General features: G+C 45.5%; 19 protein-coding genes and 2 pseudogenes. 17 read left to right on the forward strand and 4 right to left on the reverse strand.

What is annotated here, in order from left to right; genetic code table 11:
• Positions 1 to 136 precede the first annotated feature (136 nt).
• From J7529_RS14425 to J7529_RS14485, 13 genes are all read left to right on the forward strand, one after another.
• Positions 137 to 1204, forward strand: a complete 1068-nt coding sequence (locus tag J7529_RS14425; protein ID WP_318729544.1) for a hypothetical protein — start codon at positions 137 to 139, stop codon at positions 1202 to 1204.
• Between the two features lie 227 nt (positions 1205 to 1431).
• Positions 1432 to 2097 (forward strand): hypothetical protein, encoded by a 666-nt coding sequence (locus J7529_RS14430; protein ID WP_318729545.1) that lies wholly within the window; start codon positions 1432 to 1434, stop codon positions 2095 to 2097.
• 228 nt (positions 2098 to 2325) lie between these two features.
• Positions 2326 to 4323 carry a PatA/PatG family cyanobactin maturation protease gene (locus tag J7529_RS14435; protein WP_318729546.1) on the forward strand — a complete coding sequence of 666 codons (1998 nt, stop codon included), beginning with the start codon at positions 2326 to 2328 and terminating at the stop codon, positions 4321 to 4323.
• A gap of 49 nt (positions 4324 to 4372) precedes the next feature.
• Positions 4373 to 4525 (forward strand): hypothetical protein, encoded by a 153-nt coding sequence (locus J7529_RS14440; protein WP_318729548.1) that lies wholly within the window; start codon positions 4373 to 4375, stop codon positions 4523 to 4525.
• Between the two features lie 156 nt (positions 4526 to 4681).
• Positions 4682 to 4846 (forward strand): hypothetical protein, encoded by a 165-nt coding sequence (locus J7529_RS14445; RefSeq protein ID WP_318729549.1) that lies wholly within the window; start codon positions 4682 to 4684, stop codon positions 4844 to 4846.
• 100 nt (positions 4847 to 4946) lie between these two features.
• A complete protein-coding gene (locus tag J7529_RS14450) occupies positions 4947 to 5114 on the forward strand; it encodes a hypothetical protein (RefSeq protein WP_318729550.1) in 168 nt (55 codons plus the stop codon).
• A 159-nt stretch (positions 5115 to 5273) separates the two neighbouring features.
• A complete protein-coding gene (locus J7529_RS14455; protein ID WP_318729551.1) occupies positions 5274 to 6131 on the forward strand; it encodes an SAM-dependent methyltransferase in 858 nt (285 codons plus the stop codon).
• A 39-nt stretch (positions 6132 to 6170) separates the two neighbouring features.
• A complete protein-coding gene (locus tag J7529_RS14460; RefSeq protein WP_271943430.1) occupies positions 6171 to 6407 on the forward strand; it encodes a hypothetical protein in 237 nt (78 codons plus the stop codon).
• A 378-nt stretch (positions 6408 to 6785) separates the two neighbouring features.
• On the forward strand, positions 6786 to 7940 hold the full coding sequence (locus tag J7529_RS14465; RefSeq protein ID WP_318729552.1) for a patatin-like phospholipase family protein: 1155 nt from the start codon (positions 6786 to 6788) through the stop codon (positions 7938 to 7940).
• 220 nt (positions 7941 to 8160) lie between these two features.
• Entirely contained in the window at positions 8161 to 8991 is an 831-nt protein-coding gene (locus tag J7529_RS14470) for a dienelactone hydrolase family protein (protein WP_271943424.1), read from the forward strand.
• A complete protein-coding gene (surE, locus tag J7529_RS14475; protein ID WP_271943421.1) occupies positions 8988 to 9821 on the forward strand; it encodes a 5'/3'-nucleotidase SurE in 834 nt (277 codons plus the stop codon). The genes J7529_RS14470 and surE overlap by 4 nt, the downstream gene beginning before the upstream one ends.
• A gap of 117 nt (positions 9822 to 9938) precedes the next feature.
• Positions 9939 to 10826: an MBL fold metallo-hydrolase gene (locus J7529_RS14480; protein ID WP_318729554.1), complete on the forward strand. Its 888-nt coding sequence runs from the start codon at positions 9939 to 9941 to the stop codon at positions 10824 to 10826.
• Between the two features lie 59 nt (positions 10827 to 10885).
• Complete coding sequence (locus tag J7529_RS14485; RefSeq protein ID WP_318729555.1) at positions 10886 to 11821, forward strand: bifunctional riboflavin kinase/FAD synthetase; 936 nt, start codon at positions 10886 to 10888, stop codon at positions 11819 to 11821.
• Positions 11822 to 11897: 76 nt separating this feature from the next.
• Here the strand turns inward: J7529_RS14485 and J7529_RS14490 are convergent, their stop codons facing one another.
• A complete protein-coding gene (locus J7529_RS14490; RefSeq protein ID WP_318729556.1) occupies positions 11898 to 13322 on the reverse strand; it encodes a B12-binding domain-containing radical SAM protein in 1425 nt (474 codons plus the stop codon).
• A gap of 248 nt (positions 13323 to 13570) precedes the next feature.
• Here J7529_RS14490 and J7529_RS14495 point away from each other — a divergent pair, with 248 nt between their 5' ends.
• Positions 13571 to 14386 carry a 3D domain-containing protein gene (locus J7529_RS14495; protein ID WP_318729558.1) on the forward strand — a complete coding sequence of 272 codons (816 nt, stop codon included), beginning with the start codon at positions 13571 to 13573 and terminating at the stop codon, positions 14384 to 14386.
• A gap of 457 nt (positions 14387 to 14843) precedes the next feature.
• Here J7529_RS14495 and J7529_RS14500 read toward each other — a convergent pair.
• A pseudogene (locus J7529_RS14500) lies at positions 14844 to 15189 on the reverse strand (transposase).
• A 167-nt stretch (positions 15190 to 15356) separates the two neighbouring features.
• Here J7529_RS14500 and J7529_RS14505 point away from each other — a divergent pair.
• From J7529_RS14505 to J7529_RS14515, 3 genes and pseudogenes are all read left to right on the forward strand, one after another.
• Positions 15357 to 15752, forward strand: a pseudogene (locus J7529_RS14505) (zinc ribbon domain-containing protein); the annotation flags it as partial.
• 235 nt (positions 15753 to 15987) lie between these two features.
• Entirely contained in the window at positions 15988 to 16188 is a 201-nt protein-coding gene (locus J7529_RS14510) for a hypothetical protein (protein ID WP_271943402.1), read from the forward strand.
• A 131-nt stretch (positions 16189 to 16319) separates the two neighbouring features.
• Positions 16320 to 17555 carry an MFS transporter gene (locus J7529_RS14515; protein WP_271943399.1) on the forward strand — a complete coding sequence of 412 codons (1236 nt, stop codon included), beginning with the start codon at positions 16320 to 16322 and terminating at the stop codon, positions 17553 to 17555.
• A gap of 110 nt (positions 17556 to 17665) precedes the next feature.
• On the opposite strand, the gene J7529_RS14520 is transcribed toward J7529_RS14515, so the two are convergent.
• Positions 17666 to 18334, reverse strand: coding sequence for a PEP-CTERM sorting domain-containing protein (locus J7529_RS14520; RefSeq protein WP_318729560.1), 669 nt, complete (start codon positions 18332 to 18334; stop codon positions 17666 to 17668).
• A gap of 288 nt (positions 18335 to 18622) precedes the next feature.
• Positions 18623 to 21703, reverse strand: a complete 3081-nt coding sequence (locus tag J7529_RS14525) for a 5'-nucleotidase C-terminal domain-containing protein (RefSeq protein WP_318729573.1) — start codon at positions 21701 to 21703, stop codon at positions 18623 to 18625.
• Between the last annotated feature and the right edge of the window lie 244 nt (positions 21704 to 21947).

Raw genomic sequence — 21947 nt, forward strand, 5'->3', positions numbered from 1 at the left:
AGTAATCCAATCCCTAAATGCAAAAATTCAAAGATCTAACCTGAGAATCGTTTTAATAGCAGAGAAGCGAAAGCAATCAATTATTTTCCCTTCTCTACTATTACCAACAATTTTAATCGTAGAGGTAAAAGTTAAAATGGAAAGGATCTTGGTATGGTTCTGTGGTACAGGAACAAAAGAAAGCGAGCAAAAAAAAGAATTTGGAGATACTATTGATGGCTATAGTACATCATTTTTTATATCTGGAGTTGGCACCGATGAAATGAAAAATGATGTACTAGAACTAAACGATGAGAGCGGTTTTTTTGAAAGCATAAATCCCTGGAGGAAAACCAGACTCAGTACGACTGCTATGATAAAAGGCTATCAAGAAGAGGAGCATCTGATAGGTTCTCTCACTATATTCAAGGTCTTGGAAGTAATGAAAGACCAAGACAAAGTTGAACTGACAATTGGCGGACACAGCCGAGGCGCTGCTGTTGGAATAATTGGTTTTTTAACTACGTTATTAGCAGCAGCAGAGTCCGACAATTATACTCAATTATGGGCTTGTGTATCAAACATTCATATCATAGCTGTCGATCCCGTACAAGGCAGACAAGAAGAAAAGGACGATACCAATGACATGATGGGTCTACCTGCAAATTGGAGTGTAGATCGGGTTATTCAGCAAATTCAGGACAAACTTTTTGGAGGTAAATCTGTATTTACAGTAACAGTTTACACAGCCCGTTTTGATGTTAGAGAACAGTTTCGCTTAGACTACCGATGGGAGCAGTGGATTGAAACCAATAAAGACTCTATCTTACAAAATAAGGGTTCTGCCGAGCTATATATAGCTGGATTTCGCCACTCATCAATGGTATGTGCTGCAGACGAAATTACAGAAATCTATAGAGAGTGTACGCCGCGAGGGCTAATGAAACAAATCCTCAAGACAGATGTTACGCGTATCGAGCGCGAAGGATACTATAAAACCTTGAGGGATACAGAAAACTCGATGTTAAAAACATTGAAAGAAAATCCGAATGACCCAAAGTTAAAAAAATTAGTTGAACGAACTGAATTAAGCTCTTATAAATTGGGTAAAATATTTTCATGGTTAAAGAAATATACCGGAACTCCTTTAGCAGACCTTGTAAAGGATAACCCAATAGATCCAGACTTTAAATATGCACGAAGATATGTATTCTACAACAGGTAGGTAACTTAAAGTTATAAACTTAATTGGGCTTTAAGGATAATTGCCTATCTCATGCTAAAAACAGCAGGCGATCGCACATCTCACGAAAAAAAAGAGAGTGCGATCGCTCTTTTTGTGATTTTAAACTTACCTCAATTGGTCTTGTGATAAATCATGAAATTCAGAATCAACCTCTGGAAAACGTTAGTTAGACAGAACACAATCACAAAGAAGCAAGGAAAGTATTCATGACTTCTATTAACCAAGCTGTCTATGTTTCTGGCACTACTTCCTATAAGTTTTTACAGGATGATAGTGCAAACTTATCCATTACCAAAGTACCTGCGGATGCTAATTTGCGACGTTGGGCAATGCTCCATGATGGAGAGACCTATCGACTGTACTGTTTCCAAGGGAGTAGCCAGGATAAACTCTATCAATTTGGATGGACTGGTCGCGAATATGAATACGGTCATGATTCAGAACCCGAGTTAACCATAACCAACATTCCGGAAGATGCAGATACCAATAGCTTCTCAATGCTGTATGGAGAAAACAATTACCGCCTCTACTTCCGACAACTGGGCAACCCGACTAAACTGTATGAGTTTATTTGGGATGGAAAGGCCTATGCTTATGCTGCCGCCCATCCAGTATCGGGATTTCCCCATGATACTGACTGGTCTCGATGGTCCATGTTAAATGATGGCGACACTTATCGAATCTATGCATTTAAGCTGGGAAGTAATAGCGCATTCTATCAAGGTGCCTGGAATGGTAGCAAATACGAGTATGGCTATGGTGGCTCGTATAAGGAATTAACTTTGGAAGATACTCCACCCAATAGCGATTTTGCCAACATGGAACTCTTACATGATGGCAGTCAGTACCATTTTTATTTGCAAGCTCTATAAGACTAAGAAAATTCCTTTTCTCTTCACCAATAGTATAGGGGGCAATAGGGGAGATTGCCCTTTTTTGTCTCAAAATAATTGCACAAAACTCATAAATCAAAAAATTCAAAATCAGCTCGAACCGAACGTTGAATTAACAGAAAACAACCAAAGAGAATGAATTAGATTCTCTCTGATTCAAAATCAACCCAAACATCGATCGCGATCGTACGAGGAAGAGGCTTAAGAATGACCGATCTACAGACAGATGTTACCAATATTTCAGCATTACCCGGACTGAAAACCGTGTGGTCTCAAACCAAAGGCAACCCTGAAATCTGTGTCGCCATTCTTGACGGTCCTGTAGACCGATCTCATCCCTGTTTTGATGGCGCAAACCTGGAAACCCACTCCAATGTAGAAACCGCCAGCACCGGCATAATGTCGGGTCACGGAACCCACATTGCCAGCGTCATTTTCGGTCAGCATGGTAGTCCGGTTTCTGGCATTGCTCCCGGTTGTCGCGGCTTAATTTTGCCGGTGTTTTCCGATCGCAATCCTGGCTTGCTTTCCCAACTCGATCTAGCCCGGCAAATCAATCAAGCCGTTGCCCAAGGCACTCGGGTTATCAACATTAGTGGCGGTCAACTGGCTGAAGCCAATGCTGCCGACCCCATGCTGGCTAAAGCCGTGCAATCTTGCCACGACAGTGGGGTGCTCATTGTGGCAGCCGCCGGAAATGATGGATGCTCCTGTCTCCACGTTCCCGCTGCATTGCCTGGAGTTCTCGCCGTCGGTGCAATGAATGCCGAAGGCTTGCCCTTCGATTTCAGCAATTGGGGAGAGGCTTACCAAACCCAAGGCATCCTTGCCCCTGGCGAAGATATCTTGGGTGCCGAGCCGGGGGGAGGAACGACAACCAAAAGCGGCACCAGCTTTGCCACTCCCATCATCTCTGGAATAGTAGCTCTGCTCTTGAGCATACAGCTCGAGCAAGGCCAGCAACCCGACCCCCAATCCGTCCGCGATGCCATTCTCCAAAGCGCCGTGCCTTGCCAGTCGGAAGCGATTTCAAATTGCGATCGCTTCCTAGCTGGAAGGCTCGATCTTCTTAAAGCTTATGCCCTGATTACCCAAGGAGGAACCAACAAATTGTCTATAGAAAACTTACCAGAACCCATAGGGAATCCCAGCGAAGCGAACGAGCAAATATCGGCTGAAACCAGCACCGATATAGCTGTGGCAGAAGTCACGCCCTCTGAAGCTGTTTCCGAACCTATCCATCCTTTAGAAAATGTAGAAAATCCAATGACTGTAACTCCAAGTCAACTGGCAACTCCGTCCGTCACCCCCAGCAACGTAGTTCCTTCTGAGGACTGTGGTTGTAACGGTAGCAGCGCAAAATCCATCGTTTATGTCACAGGTACAGTGAGTTACGACTTTGGTACTGAGGCTCGTCGAGATAGCTTCAAGCAGTTGATGCCTATGGTTGAGGGAGATCCACCTTTTCCCGCCAACCCCTTTGTAGTCAGTCAGATGGCCGATTATTTGGAACAAAACCCTTATGAATCTAAATCGCTTATTTGGACCTTAAACCTAGAACTCACCCCAATTTATGCGATCGAACCTACGGGTGCGTATACCGCTCAGGTTTATGAGCAACTGATTTCTGCACTCAAGGGGCAGATCGAGGCGGAAGATGCTCCCGAATACGTTTCCAGAATTTCGGTTCCAGGAGTGTTAACAGGTAAGAGCGTCAGACTATTCTCTGGGCAAGTCGTTCCTGTCATTGCTCCAGAAATTCGCGGAATGTATGAGTGGAATGTCAATCAGTTAGTCAATCTCGCTGTTGAAGCTGCTAAAGCTGATGCTTCCGAGTCTGAGGCTGACGAACAGGAAGAGGCTACGCGAGCATCTCTGAAAGAATTTTTGCAGCGGATGTACTACGAATTTCGCAATTTAGGTCAAACCTCCCAGGAACGGGCACTCAATTTTGCCGCCACCAATGCATTCCAAGCTGCACAAGCCTTAACTGAAGCGACTGGTAAAGGAATGCAACTCGATCACATTGAGACCGAAAAAAGCCCCTTCTGTCGGATGGATTCCGATTGTTGGGACGTGAAACTGAAGTTTTTTGATCCTGAGAACGATCGCCGAGCAAAAAAGGTATTTCGATTCACCGTAGATGTCAGCGATACCATGCCAGTCACCATTGGCGAGATGCGGAGCTGGTCTATTGCTTCTTAAGCCTATTTTACGTTTCTACTCAATTAGTATCGCACTCCAAAGAATCAAGATGAAGAACCTACCCAAACAAACCCAACCGGTTATTCGCAATCTTAATATCAGTGCTGCTTGGTTGCAGCGTTCGGGAATCAATAGTTCTAACTATCAGAGCTGTTACAAACTCAAAGGTTTAGCCAGGAATATCTGCATGGCAGCCTTTTAGAACTCTCTTTGAGAGCAACCATACCAACATCACTATCAATTTAAAGGAGAACCATTCATGCAAGTTCCCATGCTTGCCGGTCACGTCCCGCGTTCCTAGCAAGATGCGATCGGCACCAACCCAAGTAAACCATCAACAAAATCAGGAGAAAAAATCATGAAAACGCCCAAACAAGTTGCTCCCGTAGAGCGCAGTCTGAATGTATCTGCTATTGCCGGCCAAGACGGTGTTGAAGCCAGTTTCTTCCACGAAATCTGGGATGGTATCAAAAAATATGGTCCCCAGGTCGTAGGTATGGCAAACCAACTGCTTAATTCCTAACTCGACGGCTGTAAGACAATGCCTTGTTCGGCAGTCACAGAGAACTACCGAACAAGGAGAACAAAGTAAACTCTCTCGCGATAGATAACGAGGAAAAATCATGAATACCCCCAAACAAGTTGCTCCCGTAGAACGTCCCCTGAATCTGAATGCATCTGCCATTTCCGGACAAGGTACTGTTGAAGCCAGCGGTATTATGGATGACGTTCTTGGCGCTGTCAAAACTGTAGCTCCGGTTGTTGGTCCACTTCTAGGCTCACTGATCTAAAGTCCCGCAATTGAGATGAGGTTAATGCGGATGGCAACCTCATCTCGATCGCAATGAGATGCAGAGGAGGATAACGATAGCTTGCTCGGTGGTTGTTTTGCTAGCAACCATCGAGCATTCCTCAAACTGCCCCAGAACTGCCATTACTTTCACAACACGATGACTCTGACTTCTTTACCTGTTGCATCTCTGTCCGATACGGCCTTGTTGACTGCTGCCTATCGTGCTCTGGAAAGCGATCGCCCAGATGCCCTCTTCCAAGATCCCTACGCCCAAATTTTAGCTGGGGAGCGAGGTCAAACCCTAGTCCAGGTAATGCCCGGAGGAACAACAGGAGCATCGGGCTGTGCTGTCCGTACTGCTGTCATGGATGAGTTGATTCTACAAATAATCGCAGCCGGAAAGGTCGATACCGTACTGAACCTGGGTGCAGGACTCGATACCAGACCTTATCGGCTGCCTTTGTCCGCTACTCTGTCTTGGAGCGACTGTGATGAACCAGTTCTCCTCAATTACAAAGTCAAAAAATTGGCTGCAATACAACCGAGATGTTTACTCGAGTCCATTGCTTTGGATGTGACGGACGCAGTCAGTCGGCAGAGATTCTTCCGAGCGGTTGGTCTGGTCGCAAAACAGGCACTAGTACTAACCGAAGGATTACTGATTTATCTGACTCCAGAGCAAGTAGCAGCACTGGCAACCGACCTTTATGCTCAGTCTCCCTTTGAGTGGTGGCTAACAGATTTAGCCTCGCCCCATGCGTTGCGCTATTTCCAAAACAGCATAAATGGTGCTGCGGATTCGAGCCAAGCCACGTTGCAATTTGCACCAGCAGCAGGCACGGAGTTCTTCGAGCCATATGGTTGGAGAGCTGTGGAATCGCGATCGCTTCTGGAAGAAGGGCAGCACTTGCACCGAGAAATCCTCCCCCCATCCTTACTCGCCCAATTACAAACGCCAGAAGATTGGGAAACTTGGCGACAGATGTCTAGTTTTGTGTTGCTCAAACGCTACTGAATGCGAACTCAGGTTAGAAATTTATTGCAGGAAAATCACATGAAAACTCCCCATCAGTCTCTACCGGTTAACCGAGCTGAAATTTTCCATCTTGACTTAGTATTAGTCTCTCATAAAGACAGTCAAGGAAAGTTGCGACAACAATATAAATTCGCGCGCGGTTCTAAACCCAATTGCAACGAACCGGCACAATTTTCAGAACCCATTGATTGCGGATGTCATCTTTTTGCTGGATTTTCCAGAGCGCGTTGCTTGTCTGCCTGTGGTCTAATCTAGACCACATATTGCAATCAATTTGCTAATCATTGTTAGCTTCCTGCCATCATTGAATGACAAGTTGAAGTGTAATTATCTAAATAATTAGGAGAACAAAATGAAACTTCCAATACAAGCTGACACTAAGGAAGACTGTTCTAGAGACTATCCAGGAGGATCTTTTTTTTACGGTTCCGGGTGTTCAAATTGTGAGTTGTCCCCTCCTCCCACTCCCCATTTTGCTCCTATAGCTCCCCGCTTTGCACTCTAAAAAACTAATCTGACAGTCAATCCACATTTAAAATGTTTAGATGTGGATTGAAGATTTTCTCACTCAAATCATACAGGACTGGATACATCAAGGATCTTTAAGTAACTTGTTATTGGAAGAAGACAACCATGACCTTCAAAATTCTAAGTTTAGATGGCGGTGGTATTCGCGGAGTGTTATCCGCACGACTGCTGCAAGAAGTAGAAACGGTAATAAGAGAGACTAAAGGACAAGAGTTACACGAATACTTTGACTTAGTTACCGGTACATCGACTGGCTCAATTCTCACTGCCGCAATTGCTTGTCAGATGAAGGCGCAAGAGATGATTGATGTCTACCTCGAAGACGGAAAGAATATTTTCCTCGACTCGGTTCGCAAACAGCGTAAATGGCGAGTATTAAGTCAAGCTATGGGCAGCAATATGTTATATCCCCACGAACAGGGCGAGCAAGGCTTGACAAAAATATTGCAGAAAAAATTAATTCACCCAGAGTTAGGTTCTCCGAAGATTAGCCAGATCGTGAAGCCTTATATTCTGATTCCAGCTTATGATGTGTATTCTCGTAATACCACCTGGTTTGCCAATAATCCTAGTGACTCTGGAGCCTGGTACGACAATATCGATCTCTGGAAGATTTGCACCGCTTCAGCATCAGCTCCGACCTTTTTCCCTCCCTACGAACTGCCTTATAACGATGAAGAAAGCTTGCCTCATATCGATGGTGGGGTCTCCGCTAATAATCCGACGTTAATCGCGATCGCCCATGCTCTATTAATCGAAAAACAGAATGGATTACAATTGAAGGATATTGCTGTCCTCTCCATTGGTACAGGGGATACAACTTGTCCCTACAACTATGAAGAAATCAAAACATGGGGATTGCTGGGTTGGGCTAGGCATTTAGCCGATATGTTCCTGAATCCTGGATCGCAAAACTCAGAAGTCATCTGCGAACAAATCCTTGATAGTGTAGGGGGAGACATTCTCCGTTTAGATTTCGATCTTAATAATCACTTCCAAGGTGACAAACGACCGGGTCGCTTACGGCCATTGCTGGATAAGCCCTATAATCAATACATTCTCAAACAGAAGAATGAATATACAGAAATCAGCGAAGATATCGACAATCCGGAAAGTTGTCCAAACCTCATTGAAGCGGCCGAATGTTATCTTGAGTGTGGTGAAGTCTATTATAAGAATAAGCGAGGTGTTCCAGTTCGGGACGCAATTAGGGGGTTTATCAATACCCATTCACCCTATGAGTCCTCTAAAGGTAACTAGGACTCTATAGGTGTTCACTAACCTTTTTCAAGCAAATGAGTAGATCGTTAGCGATTCTCTCGTCTAGGAAGTACAGCTTGAAGCCTCAAACTCTAAGTAATGCAAGCTATTGCCTAGCGCTAGGCAATAGCTCTTTTCAATGAGGGATTATAGGCGATCGCTTGTGTTTTGGCATTTCCTGTCTAAAATAAAGCAGCCTCCCTTTAAAACAAGTTCCCCTATGAACAAACTACGAAAACAACTCTACGCCCTCTTGCTGGCCTTAGTGTGTACCAGTGCCTTGCTTTTAGGAGGCATTACTTTAGGACAAGCGCAAAGTCCGATGGTAACAGATATTCAAACAGAAGTCGTGGAATATCAACAAGGCGATGCCGTTCTAGAAGGGTATCTAGCCTATGACCGGTCTAATAATAATCAACGACCGGGAGTGTTAATTATCCATGCTTGGAAAGGCTTAGGAGAGTTTGAAAAACAACAAGCCGAAAAACTGGCAGAAATGGGATATGTAGCGTTTGCTGCTGATATTTACGGGTTAGGGATTCGCCCAGAAACTACAGATGAAGCCAGGGAACAGGCCACCTATTATCGTTCTAATCGTCAATTATTGCGCGATCGCGCCCAAGCCGGTTTAGCCTATCTCAAACGACATCGCCTCACCAACTCCAAACAAACCGCCGCCATTGGCTACTGTTTCGGCGGTACAACCGTTCTAGAACTCGCTCGCAGTGGAGCAGAAGTATCGGGAGTCGTCAGCTTCCATGGTGGACTCGATACCCCGAACCCAGAAGATGCCAAACAGATTCAAGCCAAAGTTCTCGTCTTACATGGTGCAGACGATCCTGCCGTTCCCCCCGAAGAAGTAGCTGCATTCCAAGAAGAAATGCGTCAAGCTGGAGTAGACTGGCAACTAATTGCCTACGGCGGTACAGTTCACAGCTTTACTAACCCTAAAGCGGGCAATGATCCCTCTAAAGGATCGGCCTATAATCCAGACAGTGCCCGCCGTTCGTTTGTCGCGATGAAACTCTTTTTTGACGAACTGTTTGAATGAAACTCCTAGTCAGTAATGATGATGGCATCTTTGCCCAAGGGATTCGCACTTTAGCTAATACGTTAGCCAAAGCGGGCCACCAGGTGAGCGTGGTTTGTCCAGACCGGGAACGGTCTGCTACCGGCCATGGTCTCACCTTACATAAACCTATCCGTGCAGAAGAAATTGATTCCGTCTTCGATCCGAGAGTAAAAGCCTGGGCTTGTTCTGGCACACCCTCGGATTGTGTTAAATTGGCTCTGGCAGCCTTACTGCCGGAAAAACCCGATTATGTCCTATCTGGAATTAATCATGGAGCGAACTTGGGGACTGATATTCTCTATTCAGGAACCGTTTCCGCTGCGATGGAAGGATTAATCGAAAAAATCCCGGCGATCGCCTTCAGTTTGACCAGTTATACCATGCAAGACTTCAGCGTAGCCGCCAACTTTGCCGAATCCTTAGTCACTGCTCTAAAACAGAACGAACCCTTTGCTCCTCTGTTGCTCAATGTCAACATTCCTCCGGTCAAAGCTGAGGCGATTACCGGAGTCGCCATTACCCGTCAAGGGACTCGTCGCTATGAAGAAATGTTTGAAAAACGCATCGATCCCAGAGGAAAAACTTACTATTGGCTGGCTGGAGAACTAACTGAAGATGTGCTAGATCCCCCTTCTCAAAGCTCTTCAGCTTCTCCCCTGCTCACAGATGTGCAAGCGATTCGCAAAAACTATATTACAATTACTCCCTTACACTATAACTTGACTTGCTCTTCAGGCTTAGAAAATCTGAACCATCAAAGGCTGCATCTACCCTACCCTGTCTTCGGTACAGCCAACGATCTTGATTGAACCCTTTCTGATCGACTCAGGTTTGGCCAGAGCCGAAACATCACATCTCAGGTTACCCTAGTGAAAAACATGCAGGTGGTACATTAGCTCAAAGGTTGTGGAATCCGGTAAACTCTTATGTCTCTGACACAACAACAATTCACGGTTCATTTTTGGGGCGTTCGTGGTTCAATTCCCTGCCCCGGCCCTGAAACGGTTCGCTATGGCGGCAATACGTCTTGTATTGAAATGCGCGTTGGCGGTCATCGTCTAATCTTTGATGGGGGTACAGGATTACGGGTATTAGGCCAATATCTCTTAAGGCATATGCCCATTGATGCTCATTTATTCTTTACTCACTCCCATTGGGATCATATTCAAGGCTTTCCCTTTTTTACCCCAGCATTTATTCCTGGTAATACGTTTAATATATATGGTTGCATTGCTCCCAATGGAGAAACGATCGAGAACCGTTTAAATAACCAAATGCTACACCCCAATTTTCCCGTCCCCCTGAAAGTGATGGGATCGACCTTGGTATTTAACGACATACAGGTCAACAAACCGATTAAGTTCAATGATGTGATTATTGAAAATGCCCCTCTGAATCATCCAGGGGAAGCAGTCGGGTATCGCGTCAGTTGGGAAGGGCATACAGCGGCCTATGTCAGTGATACAGAACATTACCCGGATCGCATGGATGAGAATGTTTTGTTCTTAGCTCAAGATGCCGATGTGATGATTTATGATGCCACTTATACTGATGCTGAATATAATCATCCCAAGACTAGTAAAGTGGGTTGGGGCCATTCCACTTGGCAAGAAGCGGTCAAGGTGGCTAAAGCTGCCAATGTGAAGAAATTAGTCATCTTTCATCACGACCCCCTTCATAATGATGAATTTCTGGATAAGGTTGGTGAAGATGTAGCCCAAGCCTTCCCCGATAGCTTGATGGCTAGGGAAGGATTATCCTTAACTTTGATTGCTCCTGCCTCCGATCCCCCAGAAACTGAGAACTCTGATTAGTTTTGATCAGATTTCCCTGTTACGATGAGAGGGATGTTTCATATTGCGAAATGTAAAGCGTGTGGTCTATTGCTTCCCCGATAACGGCTCTAAAGCCAACGGCGATCGCCCTGGGCAACTTTGACGGAGTTCACCGGGGACATCAACAAGTGATTCAACCTATTGCCGGTTCTGGGCACTTTGGCCGTGACCTCTATTCCAGCGTGATCACCTTTTTCCCCCATCCCCAAGAAGTCTTAACAGGAGAAAAAAAGTTACTGCTCACCCCCCCAGAGGAAAAAGCAGCTTATCTGCATCAGATGGGGGTGGATCAATTGGTGATTGTTCCCTTTAACCAACAGCTTGCTCATCTTGGTCCTCAAGAATTTGTCAGCCAAATTCTGGTCGAATCTCTGCAAGCCAAGATCATTAGTGTTGGGGAAGACTTTCGATTTGGCTATCAGCGTCGCGGAAGTGTGGAGGACTTAACGGCGATCGCCACTCAATGGGGTATTAAAGTGATTATTACACCTCTGCAAAACTGCCAAGAAGGACGTATCAGCAGTTCCCAAATCCGATTAGCCTTAACTGATGGTGACCTCTTGCAAGTCAAACGGCTTCTTGGGAGGCCCTACCAACTTCAGGGTACAGTGATCAAAGGACAACAACTCGGCCGTACCCTCGGATTTCCCACCGCCAACCTCAACGTTCCTCCCCAAAAATTCTTACCTCGCTTCGGAGTCTACAGCGTCCGCGTTTATAACCCCCTCTGGACAGAGACTCAACCCGTGATGGGAGTGATGAACCTCGGCAACAGACCCACCGTGGATGGGGTGCAACCAACCCTCGAAGTTCACCTCTTGAATTGGTCAGGAGACTTATACGATCAAACCCTGCATGTTGAACTTGAATCCTTCCTCCGTCCAGAACAAAAATTTGCCTCCCTTGATGCTCTCAAAGCTCAAATTGCAGCCGACTGTGAAACGGCACTATCGGGAGTGGGGAGTTGGCAGTAGCCAATAGCTTGCATAAGGTCTAAGACTTCAAGCTGTACTTCTCCAGAAGAGAAAATTGCTATAGCTTGAGGCTCTATCAAGTTCTGAACTGTGCCGATTTCTCGAATTCTTGAGTATGGAGACTCTTCCAAGGCGTAGAAACGCGATCGAAACCTTGTAAAACCGATTCTAAAATCGGCATCATTTTCGCCAATTGGTGACCTCGAATCACCCAATCCCAGAACGGTTCTAGTTTTTTCCAACTGCCAGCATACACTAAATGGCGTAGGCGGTGATTTAGACTGGTTTTGGTTGCTGCTCCTTGCCAAATTGCACTCCACCGATAAAAGTCCTTATAGGCTTGCCAATAACCGGCTTCCAAGGTTTCTGGACTCATTTTTGCCGGTTGGAAGACCACATGACGAGTATCATACCTATCCCAATTTTGGGTCAAAATTCGTCCTTCTTTCAGCATTCGTTCATAGAGCGGTGTACCAGGATAAGGAGTAAGAATATGAAAAGTTGCCGTTTCAATCCCCTGGGAAATAGCCCACTCTACCGTCGTCTCAAAAACACTCTCATCATCCTCATCCATCCCAAAGACAAAACTGCCATTAATCATCACTCCCAAATCCTGTAAGCGCCGAATGGCAGCCGTATAATCCCGATTTAAGTTATGATATTTATGCTGTTGGCGTAAATTATTAGCATTTAAGGTTTCAAACCCGATAAATAAACTTCTCAAACCACTTTCAACCGCCAATTCCAACAGATGGGGTTGTAAGACAGCCTGAATCGTTCCTGCTGCTTGCCAAATGCGATTCATGCCCAGCATACCAGTAAATAAATCCCTGGCAAATTTGGCATTGCCAAACAAATGATCGTCTAGAAAAAATAAATAACGTCCAGGTAACCGTTCAATCTCTGCTAATGCCTGATCGACCGATTGAGTATAGAACGATTTACCTCCTTGGAAAAACGCATCTTTATAACAGAAATCACAATGATGAGGACAACCTCTAGAAACTACAATAGAATTGGGAACTAGATATAAATGGCGCTTAATTAAATTTCGACGAAGGGGAGGAGCGCTCAGTAAATCTCGTTCTTGAGAAACATATCTCTTTTGGGGATGACCGGCCCGAAAATCGGCTAAAAAACGCGGCCAAGTATCCTCTCCTGGCCCCAAAAATATTGTATCGGCATACTCTTGTGCTTCTTCAGGTAAGGCCGTGACGTGCAATCCTCCTAAAGCAATATACGTCCCTTTTTGACGATAGCGATCGGCTAATTCATAAGCTCGATAAGCCGAAGTGATATACACTTGAATAATGACTAAATCTGGCCGATCGTCTAAATTTAAGGTTTCCACATGCTCATCCTGTAAATCAATCTCATCTTCTGGACTAAAAAATGAGGCAATTGTGGCCAAACCTAAAGGGGGAAATAGGGAATATTTAATCGGCCGCCAATGGGGACTAAGGGCTTCGGTTAAAGCCGGTAAAATCATTTTAACTTTCATGGATCTAAGCCTGATAAATTAATCGGTAATGAAGGGACTGAGGAGCCTGAAGTCTTTTTGAGTATGAACGAAAAAACTTAGGTTGTGTAAAGATTGTGATTTATTGATATTTTTGGAGTTACTTTGTAGGAAAAATTAAGATATTTTAATAAAGGATTTTCTTTCCTGTGAGAACTGCTGGCGATCGCCCGGAATCCAACCTTGAGTTACCGTAGAATCTTCACATCAGCCGTCTTAGTCCATCCCTCATGAATATGATTCGTAAACTGACCCCTCTGACTTTAGCTGTCACCTTAGCTTGTACCTCCAACTTGATGCGTCCAGCCTGGAGTAGCCCCCAGTTTACCCATTCATCGGAGCGATATGCAGCTCAATCTTCTTTCTCTAGCTCAGATTGGGTGACTCTCAACCCTTCCGTCCACCCGACTACTGGCCGCGCTGTATCTTTGTGGTCTACCTATTACCATATTTATCAAGCACAAGAAATCACAAACGGTTATCCTCTGCTCGATCCATCCGGTCGCCCTCTAGCCTATCTTTCTCATCGAGATTGGTGCTATGCTGCCCTCCAAGGTACAGTTCAAGTCCAAGACCGATGGGGACGATTAACCACTTATAATTTTGCTGGTCGAGGGCAGACGGTACAAATGGATTGTTCCGCCTATTTTAAGAGTCTTTCCCCTGCAACCCTACGAAAGACAGGGCGAGTACGTTTTGGTTTGGCTCGTGGCCCCCATGGAGATGGGGCTGGTGGATATCGTTTAGTCCCTTATCGGACTATAGCAGTCGATCGCCAACGAATTCCGTTAGGCTCTGTCATTTATATTCCTGCGGCCAGAGGACAGCAGATCCAACTTCCCAATGGAGAGATGATTCTCCATGATGGCTATTTCTTTGCGGCAGATGTAGGCAGTGCCATTAAGGGTAATCAGATTGATGTGTTTGTCGGATCGCACAAACGTAGTCCTTTTCCCTTTATTACCAGTAATCCTAGAGGCACATTTGAAGCCTTTGTCGTCCAAGATCGTCAGATTACCGAAGTGTTGACTCGTATACATCGGTAAGGTGTGGGTGTAGGGGCATGGGGAAGCGAAGACGCGGGGAACGAGGAAACTCACCTTTCTCAAGGGGTGACAAGGCAGCTCAAAATTCGCTATAGCCACCTTTTTCGGTGGTATTTTGCTGAAAACTTCAACTGAAAGCTCGCGATCTCATAACCATAGCATCAGGTTAGAGGGTTACTTGCCCAAAAAATCTCTGGCTTTTTTTTGACATCCTAAATGCTCAAAGCCAAGCGTAGCTTAGATTCAAGCCTGTTGTCACCCCCCTGAGAAACTCACCATTAATTCTGTGAACTTGCCCCACCCCTATGAAAGTGAAGGCCATAATTACTGCACAAAGCGCTGTAATGGGTAATCGGAAAACCATTTTTCACACTATAGTGACCATTCTTCACGCTTTTCATGGGAAGGCACTCTCAAGGAGAATTTCGGTTAGCATGACGGCAGGAAGCCCCGCGCTCTACCGAAGGCAGAGCGTCGGGATGAGAGACGGGAGAAGGAAGGGGTACTCTTCGAGAAGCTGCTTCGCGTCTACGATGCCCCGTCCTTCTCCATCTTTGTTCTGACCTTGTTGTTCAATATATCGTTTCAAAGTTGAAATAGTCGCCCCTCCGCAACTAGCAATAAAATAAGATTCATTCCACAAAACAGACTTTCTGTAAAACTGACCAATCTTTTCGGCACACTCAGATCTAAGCTTCCGACTAGAGACTGACTTCAAATTGGCAATGAACTTGGGTTGTCAGCACTAAATGGGCTTTAAGGTCAGAAACCGCTCTGCCACTTGAGATAAAGTCGTCTTTCATGATGACTCTATTCTATAATCAGAACAGTCACTCAATCCTGAATATTATGCTCAAAAAAGAGATCTAGTCAACCTGAAGAAAGAAAAGCCTGAGTATAAAGAAGTTCACTCTCAAGTCCTTCAGGACATGGTGAAAAGAGTAAAATTGGTTTTTGATCGCTTTATCAAGTGATCTTTATGGAAGATCTGAAAATCGCCAATCTGTCTCGGAAAAACAAGCCCAAGAAAGCTGAAGATGAGACATATCTTCCCAATGGACAATCAGCAAAATCGGGATTGAATAAAAGTTTCGCCGATGCTGGGATAAGTCGATTCCTAGACAATATCCTTCTGCACTCAGCCGCAAAAGCTGGGCGGAAAGTTGTGAAAGTTAATCCTTCTGGAACGTCTCAACATTGTGCGATTTGTCTCAATCGAGTTCCTAAAAAATTGTCAGACCATTGGCACAATTACCTCTATTGTCAGGCTTCAATGCCAAGGGATGTCAATTCTGGGGTTTTGATTAAAAAAGTGGGGTTGGGTATCGCCTCACTAAAAAACGCGAAGTCTAGTTTTCAAGACTAGATGGAGAAGCCCGTGCTCTACCTGAAAGGTAGAGCGTCGGGAGTATGTCACTATATAACATCGAAAAGTGCTGTAAGGGTTTGTTGAGGTTGTCCCTGAGATCTAGCATTACAGTTTGTAACGAAACTTGGCGGCGATCGTTAAGCTTCATTGCAAAAGGTTCACTGTAAAAATCAAGCCATGGTAGGCTCTATCGTGTTGGCAAACCCTAAGAGCATAACGGCAGGAGAACACCTTGACTTCAGAGCGGAACCTAACCCAAAACTCTTTGCATCGTGAAGACTTCAGTGAGTACGTGGCCCATCTCCAGCTTCACATGGCGCTACAAGCTCGTAATCTCCTCCCCAACTATAAACATGCTGCTGATAGTCGCGAACAGCTCCTTCAAGAAACGCAAGCTGATTTAGAAAAGCTAGTTTCTCGCCAAGTTGTCTAACAAGATTTTGTAGTTTCCATCGTTTCCAACTCCATCTTCACTCCCAGGGCATGATTGCCCTGTTTTTTTCTTTTCCCCCCAGGATAGGGACTCCATGATTATACTAAGAAGGGTTGATCCTAGGGGAATATATGAAGGTCTTTCTAACCCTGAGCGCCAGTGAACGAAGAAACCTGCTGTTGATGTTTGCAGCGGGTTTGCTGTTTTGGTCAAGTATCGGCTCTTTGTTGCCTACTTTACCGCTTTATCTGCGATCGCTAGGGATAGCGGATCAACAATTAGGCTTTGTCATGGGAGCTTTTGCCATTGGTCTATTATTAGCTCGGCCTTATATTGGAGCGATCGCCGATAGCCACAGTCGTAAACGAGTGATCCTCATTGGTACAGCCGTTTGTGGTCTGGCTCCCCTCTGTTATCTCTTAGTACACTCTGTTCCCTCCCTGATGATGGTGCGGAGTTTCCATGGCATTAGTTTAGCCGCTTTTACCACCGGATATATTGCTCTGGTGACCGATCTGACCCCCCCTAAAAATCGGGGTGAAGTTCTGGGTTACATGAGCTTGATTAATCCGGTTGGTGTGTCCTTTGGCCCAGCTTTAGGGGGATTTGTACAGCAAGCCTTTGGTAATGAGTATCTGTTTATATTAACTGGTAGCTTTGGATTCCTGGCCTTTTTAATTATGACTCAAGTCCAAGAAAACAAGCGAACCGATGATTCACACAAAACAGACTCTTCAACGGCTATTCAACCTGGATTATGGCGCTTACTCCTGAGTCCCCGAATTCGGATTTTAAGTCTGGTTCTTTTGCATGTGGGTCTAGCGTTTGGAGCCATGACTGCCTTTATTTCCCTCTTAATTCAGGAAACCGGAGTCAACTTTAATGCTGGATTGTTTTTTACCGCCGCTGCAATTACCAGTTTCGGCATTCGTTTGGTAGCTGGCCCTTTGAGCGATCGCATCGGCCGAGGTATCTTTATCACCCTCAGCATCTCCCTCTACGGGATCTCCATGTTTATGCTCACCTTCGCCGATACAACCTGGCTCTTTTTACTTTCTGGGTGCATCGAAGGAGCCGGTTTTGGTCTCTTAATTCCCACCACTTCCGCCATTGTCGCTGATCGCGCCTATCCCCATGAACGAGGGCGCTTATTTGGTCTGTGTTTAGGAGGTTTTGATCTAGGAATTGCCCTCGCTGGACCCATCGCTGGCATGATTGCCCAAGCCTTTTCCTATCAAAGCATCTTTATCTGTATTACCTTCATTCTCATTTTAGGTTTATTGCTGTTCTTAACCCAATCGAGCAAAGACTTACCTCACTCCCTACGCTATGCCTTGGGACGAGGACGAGATATCTATGCACTCTAATCCATTGCATCATTGAATCAATAAAAAACCCTGCTAAAAGCAGGGCACACAACACAGAAAGGAGCAAACTTAACAAACTTATATCAGTTCAGGAAATCAGAACATAGACTTTAGGCTAACCGCTTGCGGAGCATGAAGGAAGCCATTCCTGCCACTGCCAGTAATCCAACTGTAGTGGAAGATTCCGGAACAGGTTGAGCGGTAAATGCAGCGCCAGAGAAGGTAATGCCCGCAAAAGTTTCGCCGTCCTCTAACCGACGTTGAAAACTTTCAACAGTAATCCCAGCTTCAGCCAACTGGAAGGTGAGAACTCCTGTTCCCAAGGAAGTTTGATTATCGTCACTGGTGAAAAGTCCAGAAAACCCGAAGTTGATACCTAGAATACCAGAAACAGTTTGACTAACTTGTAATCCCGAATGACTGGTTAAATCAAAGGTAGAGATCCCATCAGCACTATTACTTCCAGGTGCACCCGCACTTAAATCTAGAAAGTTTTCGATGCTGCTCTCAGAGAAGTTGATATCTTTAATAAAAGCACTACCAAAGTCCTCAAAGCTTCCAGTTGCAGACGTGATTCCAACTTCCCCTAGGGGATCGGTTAACTCATTCGTGAAATCAATCCCTTTATTATTTAAGTTGATTGTCGTGTCAGCATTATTGATTTGGAAACTTCCCTTGAGTGCCGCCGCTTGTGCCGTATTAGGATTAAATAAAACACCCGAAGTAAGGATAACAGCCGAAGTGATCAAGGTGGATTTAATGGTAGATACAGCAGACATTGATGAACTCCTAGAGTAGTAGTGAGGTATTTCCCTCTCGACACTTTTATCATCGCTATTTTTCCTAGAAAAAGGAGTGATGCAGATATTTTTTTGATGTGAAACTTATCACGATTAGAAGTGTCTGATGTCCGTTTATTAAGTGACTCAATAGGTAGAAATAGGTGAAGTAAATTACAGAAAAAGAGGATAGAGATCAGTCCATGGGGGTGATCTCTATCCTTAAGAGCCTGAACCCAGTCAGCTCCTGGCCGCGATCGCAAGATTATAGAGTTGAATAGTGCCCTCTTACAGAACTACAATTTGACTCGCTGCTAAAGCTGGAGAACCCGTTAGCGTTGCTAGAGTCTGCGCTGCCGTTGCCCCCGTACCATCAGAATCGAAACTGAGAACTCCGCCAGTGTAAAGGAACTGAGCCGTCGTTCCCACAGGGGTTCCAGACAGGGTTAGCGTGGGAGTCGCACCAGCAGTCAGTCCCGTAAATTTAGAAGCAAAGACGCGGATGGTATCGGAACCGTTACCAAAATCAGTAATGGTATCACTGCCATCTCCAGGAGTCGCAAACACGAAGACATCATCACCACCACTTCCGGTGAGATTATCATTGCCTAAGCCACCAGCAATGATATCGTTGCCTCCATTGCCGGTGATATTATCCACACCAGAGTGACCGACCAACACATTGGCATTCGCATCGCCGTTAATCGTATTGTTCCCATCTCCAGCAATGCCGATACTGGTTCCATTGAGAACCGTATCAGCAGCAACTCTTGCGATATCTTGAATCCGGGTATCTCCAGAAGCAGGAGTTTCAGCAGTATTGAAGGAAGTGGTGTCATAGTTGGCCGCTAAATGCTCTGCTAAGGCATCTTGTTCCCGGTTATCTGTGGTGAAGGTAGCGTTGCCTGTGGTGGCTTCAGGTAAGGGAGTTTGATTGCCTTGAGGGAAAGGATAGCCATCGCCTCCACCCGCCAGGAAACCAAGAGTCGCCACCTTAATAGTGCGGCTAGCGTCTCCCACAATGCTGCCATTTTCGACAACTACATCCACTGTATTCCCCTGGTCATCTTTAATGGCGAGAGAGCGGACTCGACTGTTGACAGCTTGAGAGGCATCGAAACTAAACGCCATGCCAGAAATTTGGGGAAACCGTCCGGGAGTATTTCCTGGTGCAGTATCAGAAACTCCATGTTCGGCGATTTCTTTGAGTTGTGTTGCGGTTAGAGGAACAATGGTCAGACTATTGTTAAACCGTAAGGTATTCTCGATATCGAGTTGGGAGACATCCCCTTCTTGCTTATTGGCGAGGGGATTAGCAGGAGGAGGAGAAAATTCTAATCCTCCAGTTCCTCCTGGGGGAATAATCGCTTGTCCGATATTATCGCGAATGCCTCCCCCATTTTTCAGAGAAGCCACTACCGTGGGGTCAGTTTGGCGAGCGACAATTAAGTTGGCATCAGCCGTTAAACTGCCTAGGTTCGTTTCTTCTGTCCGGACTTGAGAGCGCCGTCCTTCTAAGAAAACACTCGTATTACCAAAAAGGTTACTGTCTTTAGCTGTGGCAATGCCATTGATCGCCTGAGTGACCGCCACTACAGTGGGGTCAGCCACATCTTGAGGATTGACCGTTCTACCATAAACTCGGTTCACTCCTGCTGCATCCGTTGCATACGCACCACTTTCATCCAGCACTTGGCTGATAATTCCGTTGGCATCAAACCCAGCAACTAAACGACCTACATAACGATAATTCCCATCGGTGTTAATCACATAAACTGGCTCACCACTAGGAGAAGTAAATGGCTTGGGATAGACTCCGGCACTGGTATCTCCAGCACGCAGGGGATCGTCAGCATTGGCAAGAATGGTGTTAGAGCCACCAGCCATAACAATATCAACGTTATTGAGCAAACCAGCCAGTTGTTCTTCAATACTAATCTGCTGCATGTGAGCCAGTAGGACAATTTTGTTAATGCCTTGTGCAACTAATTCATCAACGCTTTGTTGAATAATGGCAGCCAGAGCGTTGATATCATTAGCGTTAGCTGGGTTAACACCAACGCCTCCGGGAGAAGAGATAGTGCCGAGGGTGGGGGTGGTTGCACCGACGACTCCAATGCGCTCTCCACCGACGTTGAGCACGACGCTTTTACTGATGCTATTGGGTTGGGGAGCTTGGGCTGAGGAAACGACTAAACCACTGAGAGTGGCTTCAGTACTGAAGTCCAAGTTGCTACTCAAGTAGGGGAACTGTGTCCCCAGGTATCCATTGGCTCCTATACCTGCACCTGTGGTAATGGTGTTGTCGGCTTGGACGAGGGTTTGTACCGTACCAGGGCCAAAATCAAATTCATGGTTTCCGAGTGCAGCAGCCTGGAAGCCGAGAGCGTTATTAATCAGGATATCTCCAATTCCTCCTTGACCATCTCCATTGCCATCTCGGTAAATTTCAGCACTGGTGCTAAAGAAGGGCCCGGGAATATAGAGATCTCCAGACGTGAGTTTGAGGGTGTTGGGGAAGTCGTCGGCGAGAGCATTGAGGACGGCTGAGAAGTTTACAGCATCCTCAATAGCCGGTAAACCCGCTTCTTGGTCTGCTGTGTGCAACAGTTGTAAGGTAAAGGTCACCGGGCCTCCCACTGGCCCAGGGGTCGGAGTCGGAGAAGGACTAGGACTGGGAGTGATGATAGGGGTTGGAGCTGGAGAAGGAACAGGAATAGGGGTAGTGCTGGTGGTGAAGTCGCTGCTGTCAATTTGGTCAGCATTTACGCCTTGAATAGTGGCGATAATTTGTCCGCTAGTATCACGAATAACGGTACTGGTTCCGCTTCCTTGAGCAATAGTTAAGTTGCTAAACGATACTCCACTGGCTAACCCAATTCGGTCTGAACCATTGCTAAAATCAATCAGAGTTTGTACGCCAACGCCAACAACAAAGATATCTTGACCTGCCCCTCCCGTTAAGCTGTTGTTGCCTAAATCGCCGTATAGAACATCGTTACCAATATCACCAAAGACTGCATCGTTTCCTTGACCGCCCCGAACCACATCATTCCCTTGTCCGCCGTAGACTGCATCATCGCCAGTATTGCCGTTGAGTTGGTCATTGCCTCGGTTCCCAATTAGGCTATCATTTCCGCTTGCACCGAAGAGAACATCGCTATTTTGGCCGCCAAAGAGGAAGTCATTGCCTGCTCCCCCGATTAAGGTGTCGTCTCCTCGATTCCCCACTAAAATATCAATGCCTTCATCACCAGAAATGAAGTCATTACCGTCTAATCCGAACCCTAGATCGTTGCCAGCTAGCAGATTAATACCATCATTCTGTGGAGTTCCGATAATAATGTCATTGTTAACCGTCCCATTCATGAGTCCCACGAGTTAATGCTCCTAAAGTTAATTCCTTGTCTAAGAAATTAAGGGGTTAAGGTTAATGGGATATTATGCTTACTTTAACGATCGGAAAAATTTTGGGGGTTTAATACAAACTAGGAGCGTTTTCTAGTCCCTTAAATATGGAGAATATACCCGATTTGGATTCGGTATTTTTATTTTTGGAAATAGCACACGAGTTAATTCAAGATGCTTACGATTTCAGTATTTTCTTGAAGAG

The organism is Roseofilum sp. Guam (assembly GCF_017746735.1).
GTDB lineage: Bacteria > Cyanobacteriota > Cyanobacteriia > Cyanobacteriales > Desertifilaceae > Roseofilum > Roseofilum reptotaenium.

What these genes read in the sequence shown, in the direction of transcription:
- J7529_RS14425 (WP_318729544.1), top strand. Translation starts at nt 137, where the DNA reads ATGGAAAGGATCTTGGTATGGTTCTGTGGTACAGGAACAAAAGAAAGC.
- J7529_RS14430 (WP_318729545.1), top strand. Translation starts at nt 1,432, where the DNA reads ATGACTTCTATTAACCAAGCTGTCTATGTTTCTGGCACTACTTCCTAT.
- J7529_RS14435 (WP_318729546.1), top strand. Translation starts at nt 2,326, where the DNA reads ATGACCGATCTACAGACAGATGTTACCAATATTTCAGCATTACCCGGA.
- J7529_RS14440 (WP_318729548.1), top strand. Translation starts at nt 4,373, where the DNA reads ATGAAGAACCTACCCAAACAAACCCAACCGGTTATTCGCAATCTTAAT.
- J7529_RS14445 (WP_318729549.1), top strand. Translation starts at nt 4,682, where the DNA reads ATGAAAACGCCCAAACAAGTTGCTCCCGTAGAGCGCAGTCTGAATGTA.
- J7529_RS14450 (WP_318729550.1), top strand. Translation starts at nt 4,947, where the DNA reads ATGAATACCCCCAAACAAGTTGCTCCCGTAGAACGTCCCCTGAATCTG.
- J7529_RS14455 (WP_318729551.1), top strand. Translation starts at nt 5,274, where the DNA reads ATGACTCTGACTTCTTTACCTGTTGCATCTCTGTCCGATACGGCCTTG.
- J7529_RS14460 (WP_271943430.1), top strand. Translation starts at nt 6,171, where the DNA reads ATGAAAACTCCCCATCAGTCTCTACCGGTTAACCGAGCTGAAATTTTC.
- J7529_RS14465 (WP_318729552.1), top strand. Translation starts at nt 6,786, where the DNA reads ATGACCTTCAAAATTCTAAGTTTAGATGGCGGTGGTATTCGCGGAGTG.
- J7529_RS14470 (WP_271943424.1), top strand. Translation starts at nt 8,161, where the DNA reads ATGAACAAACTACGAAAACAACTCTACGCCCTCTTGCTGGCCTTAGTG.
- surE (WP_271943421.1), top strand. Translation starts at nt 8,988, where the DNA reads ATGAAACTCCTAGTCAGTAATGATGATGGCATCTTTGCCCAAGGGATT.
- J7529_RS14480 (WP_318729554.1), top strand. Translation starts at nt 9,939, where the DNA reads ATGTCTCTGACACAACAACAATTCACGGTTCATTTTTGGGGCGTTCGT.
- J7529_RS14490 (WP_318729556.1), bottom strand. Translation starts at nt 13,322, where the DNA reads ATGAAAGTTAAAATGATTTTACCGGCTTTAACCGAAGCCCTTAGTCCC.
- J7529_RS14495 (WP_318729558.1), top strand. Translation starts at nt 13,571, where the DNA reads ATGAATATGATTCGTAAACTGACCCCTCTGACTTTAGCTGTCACCTTA.
- J7529_RS14515 (WP_271943399.1), top strand. Translation starts at nt 16,320, where the DNA reads ATGAAGGTCTTTCTAACCCTGAGCGCCAGTGAACGAAGAAACCTGCTG.
- J7529_RS14520 (WP_318729560.1), bottom strand. Translation starts at nt 18,334, where the DNA reads ATGTCTGCTGTATCTACCATTAAATCCACCTTGATCACTTCGGCTGTT.
- J7529_RS14525 (WP_318729573.1), bottom strand. Translation starts at nt 21,703, where the DNA reads ATGAATGGGACGGTTAACAATGACATTATTATCGGAACTCCACAGAAT.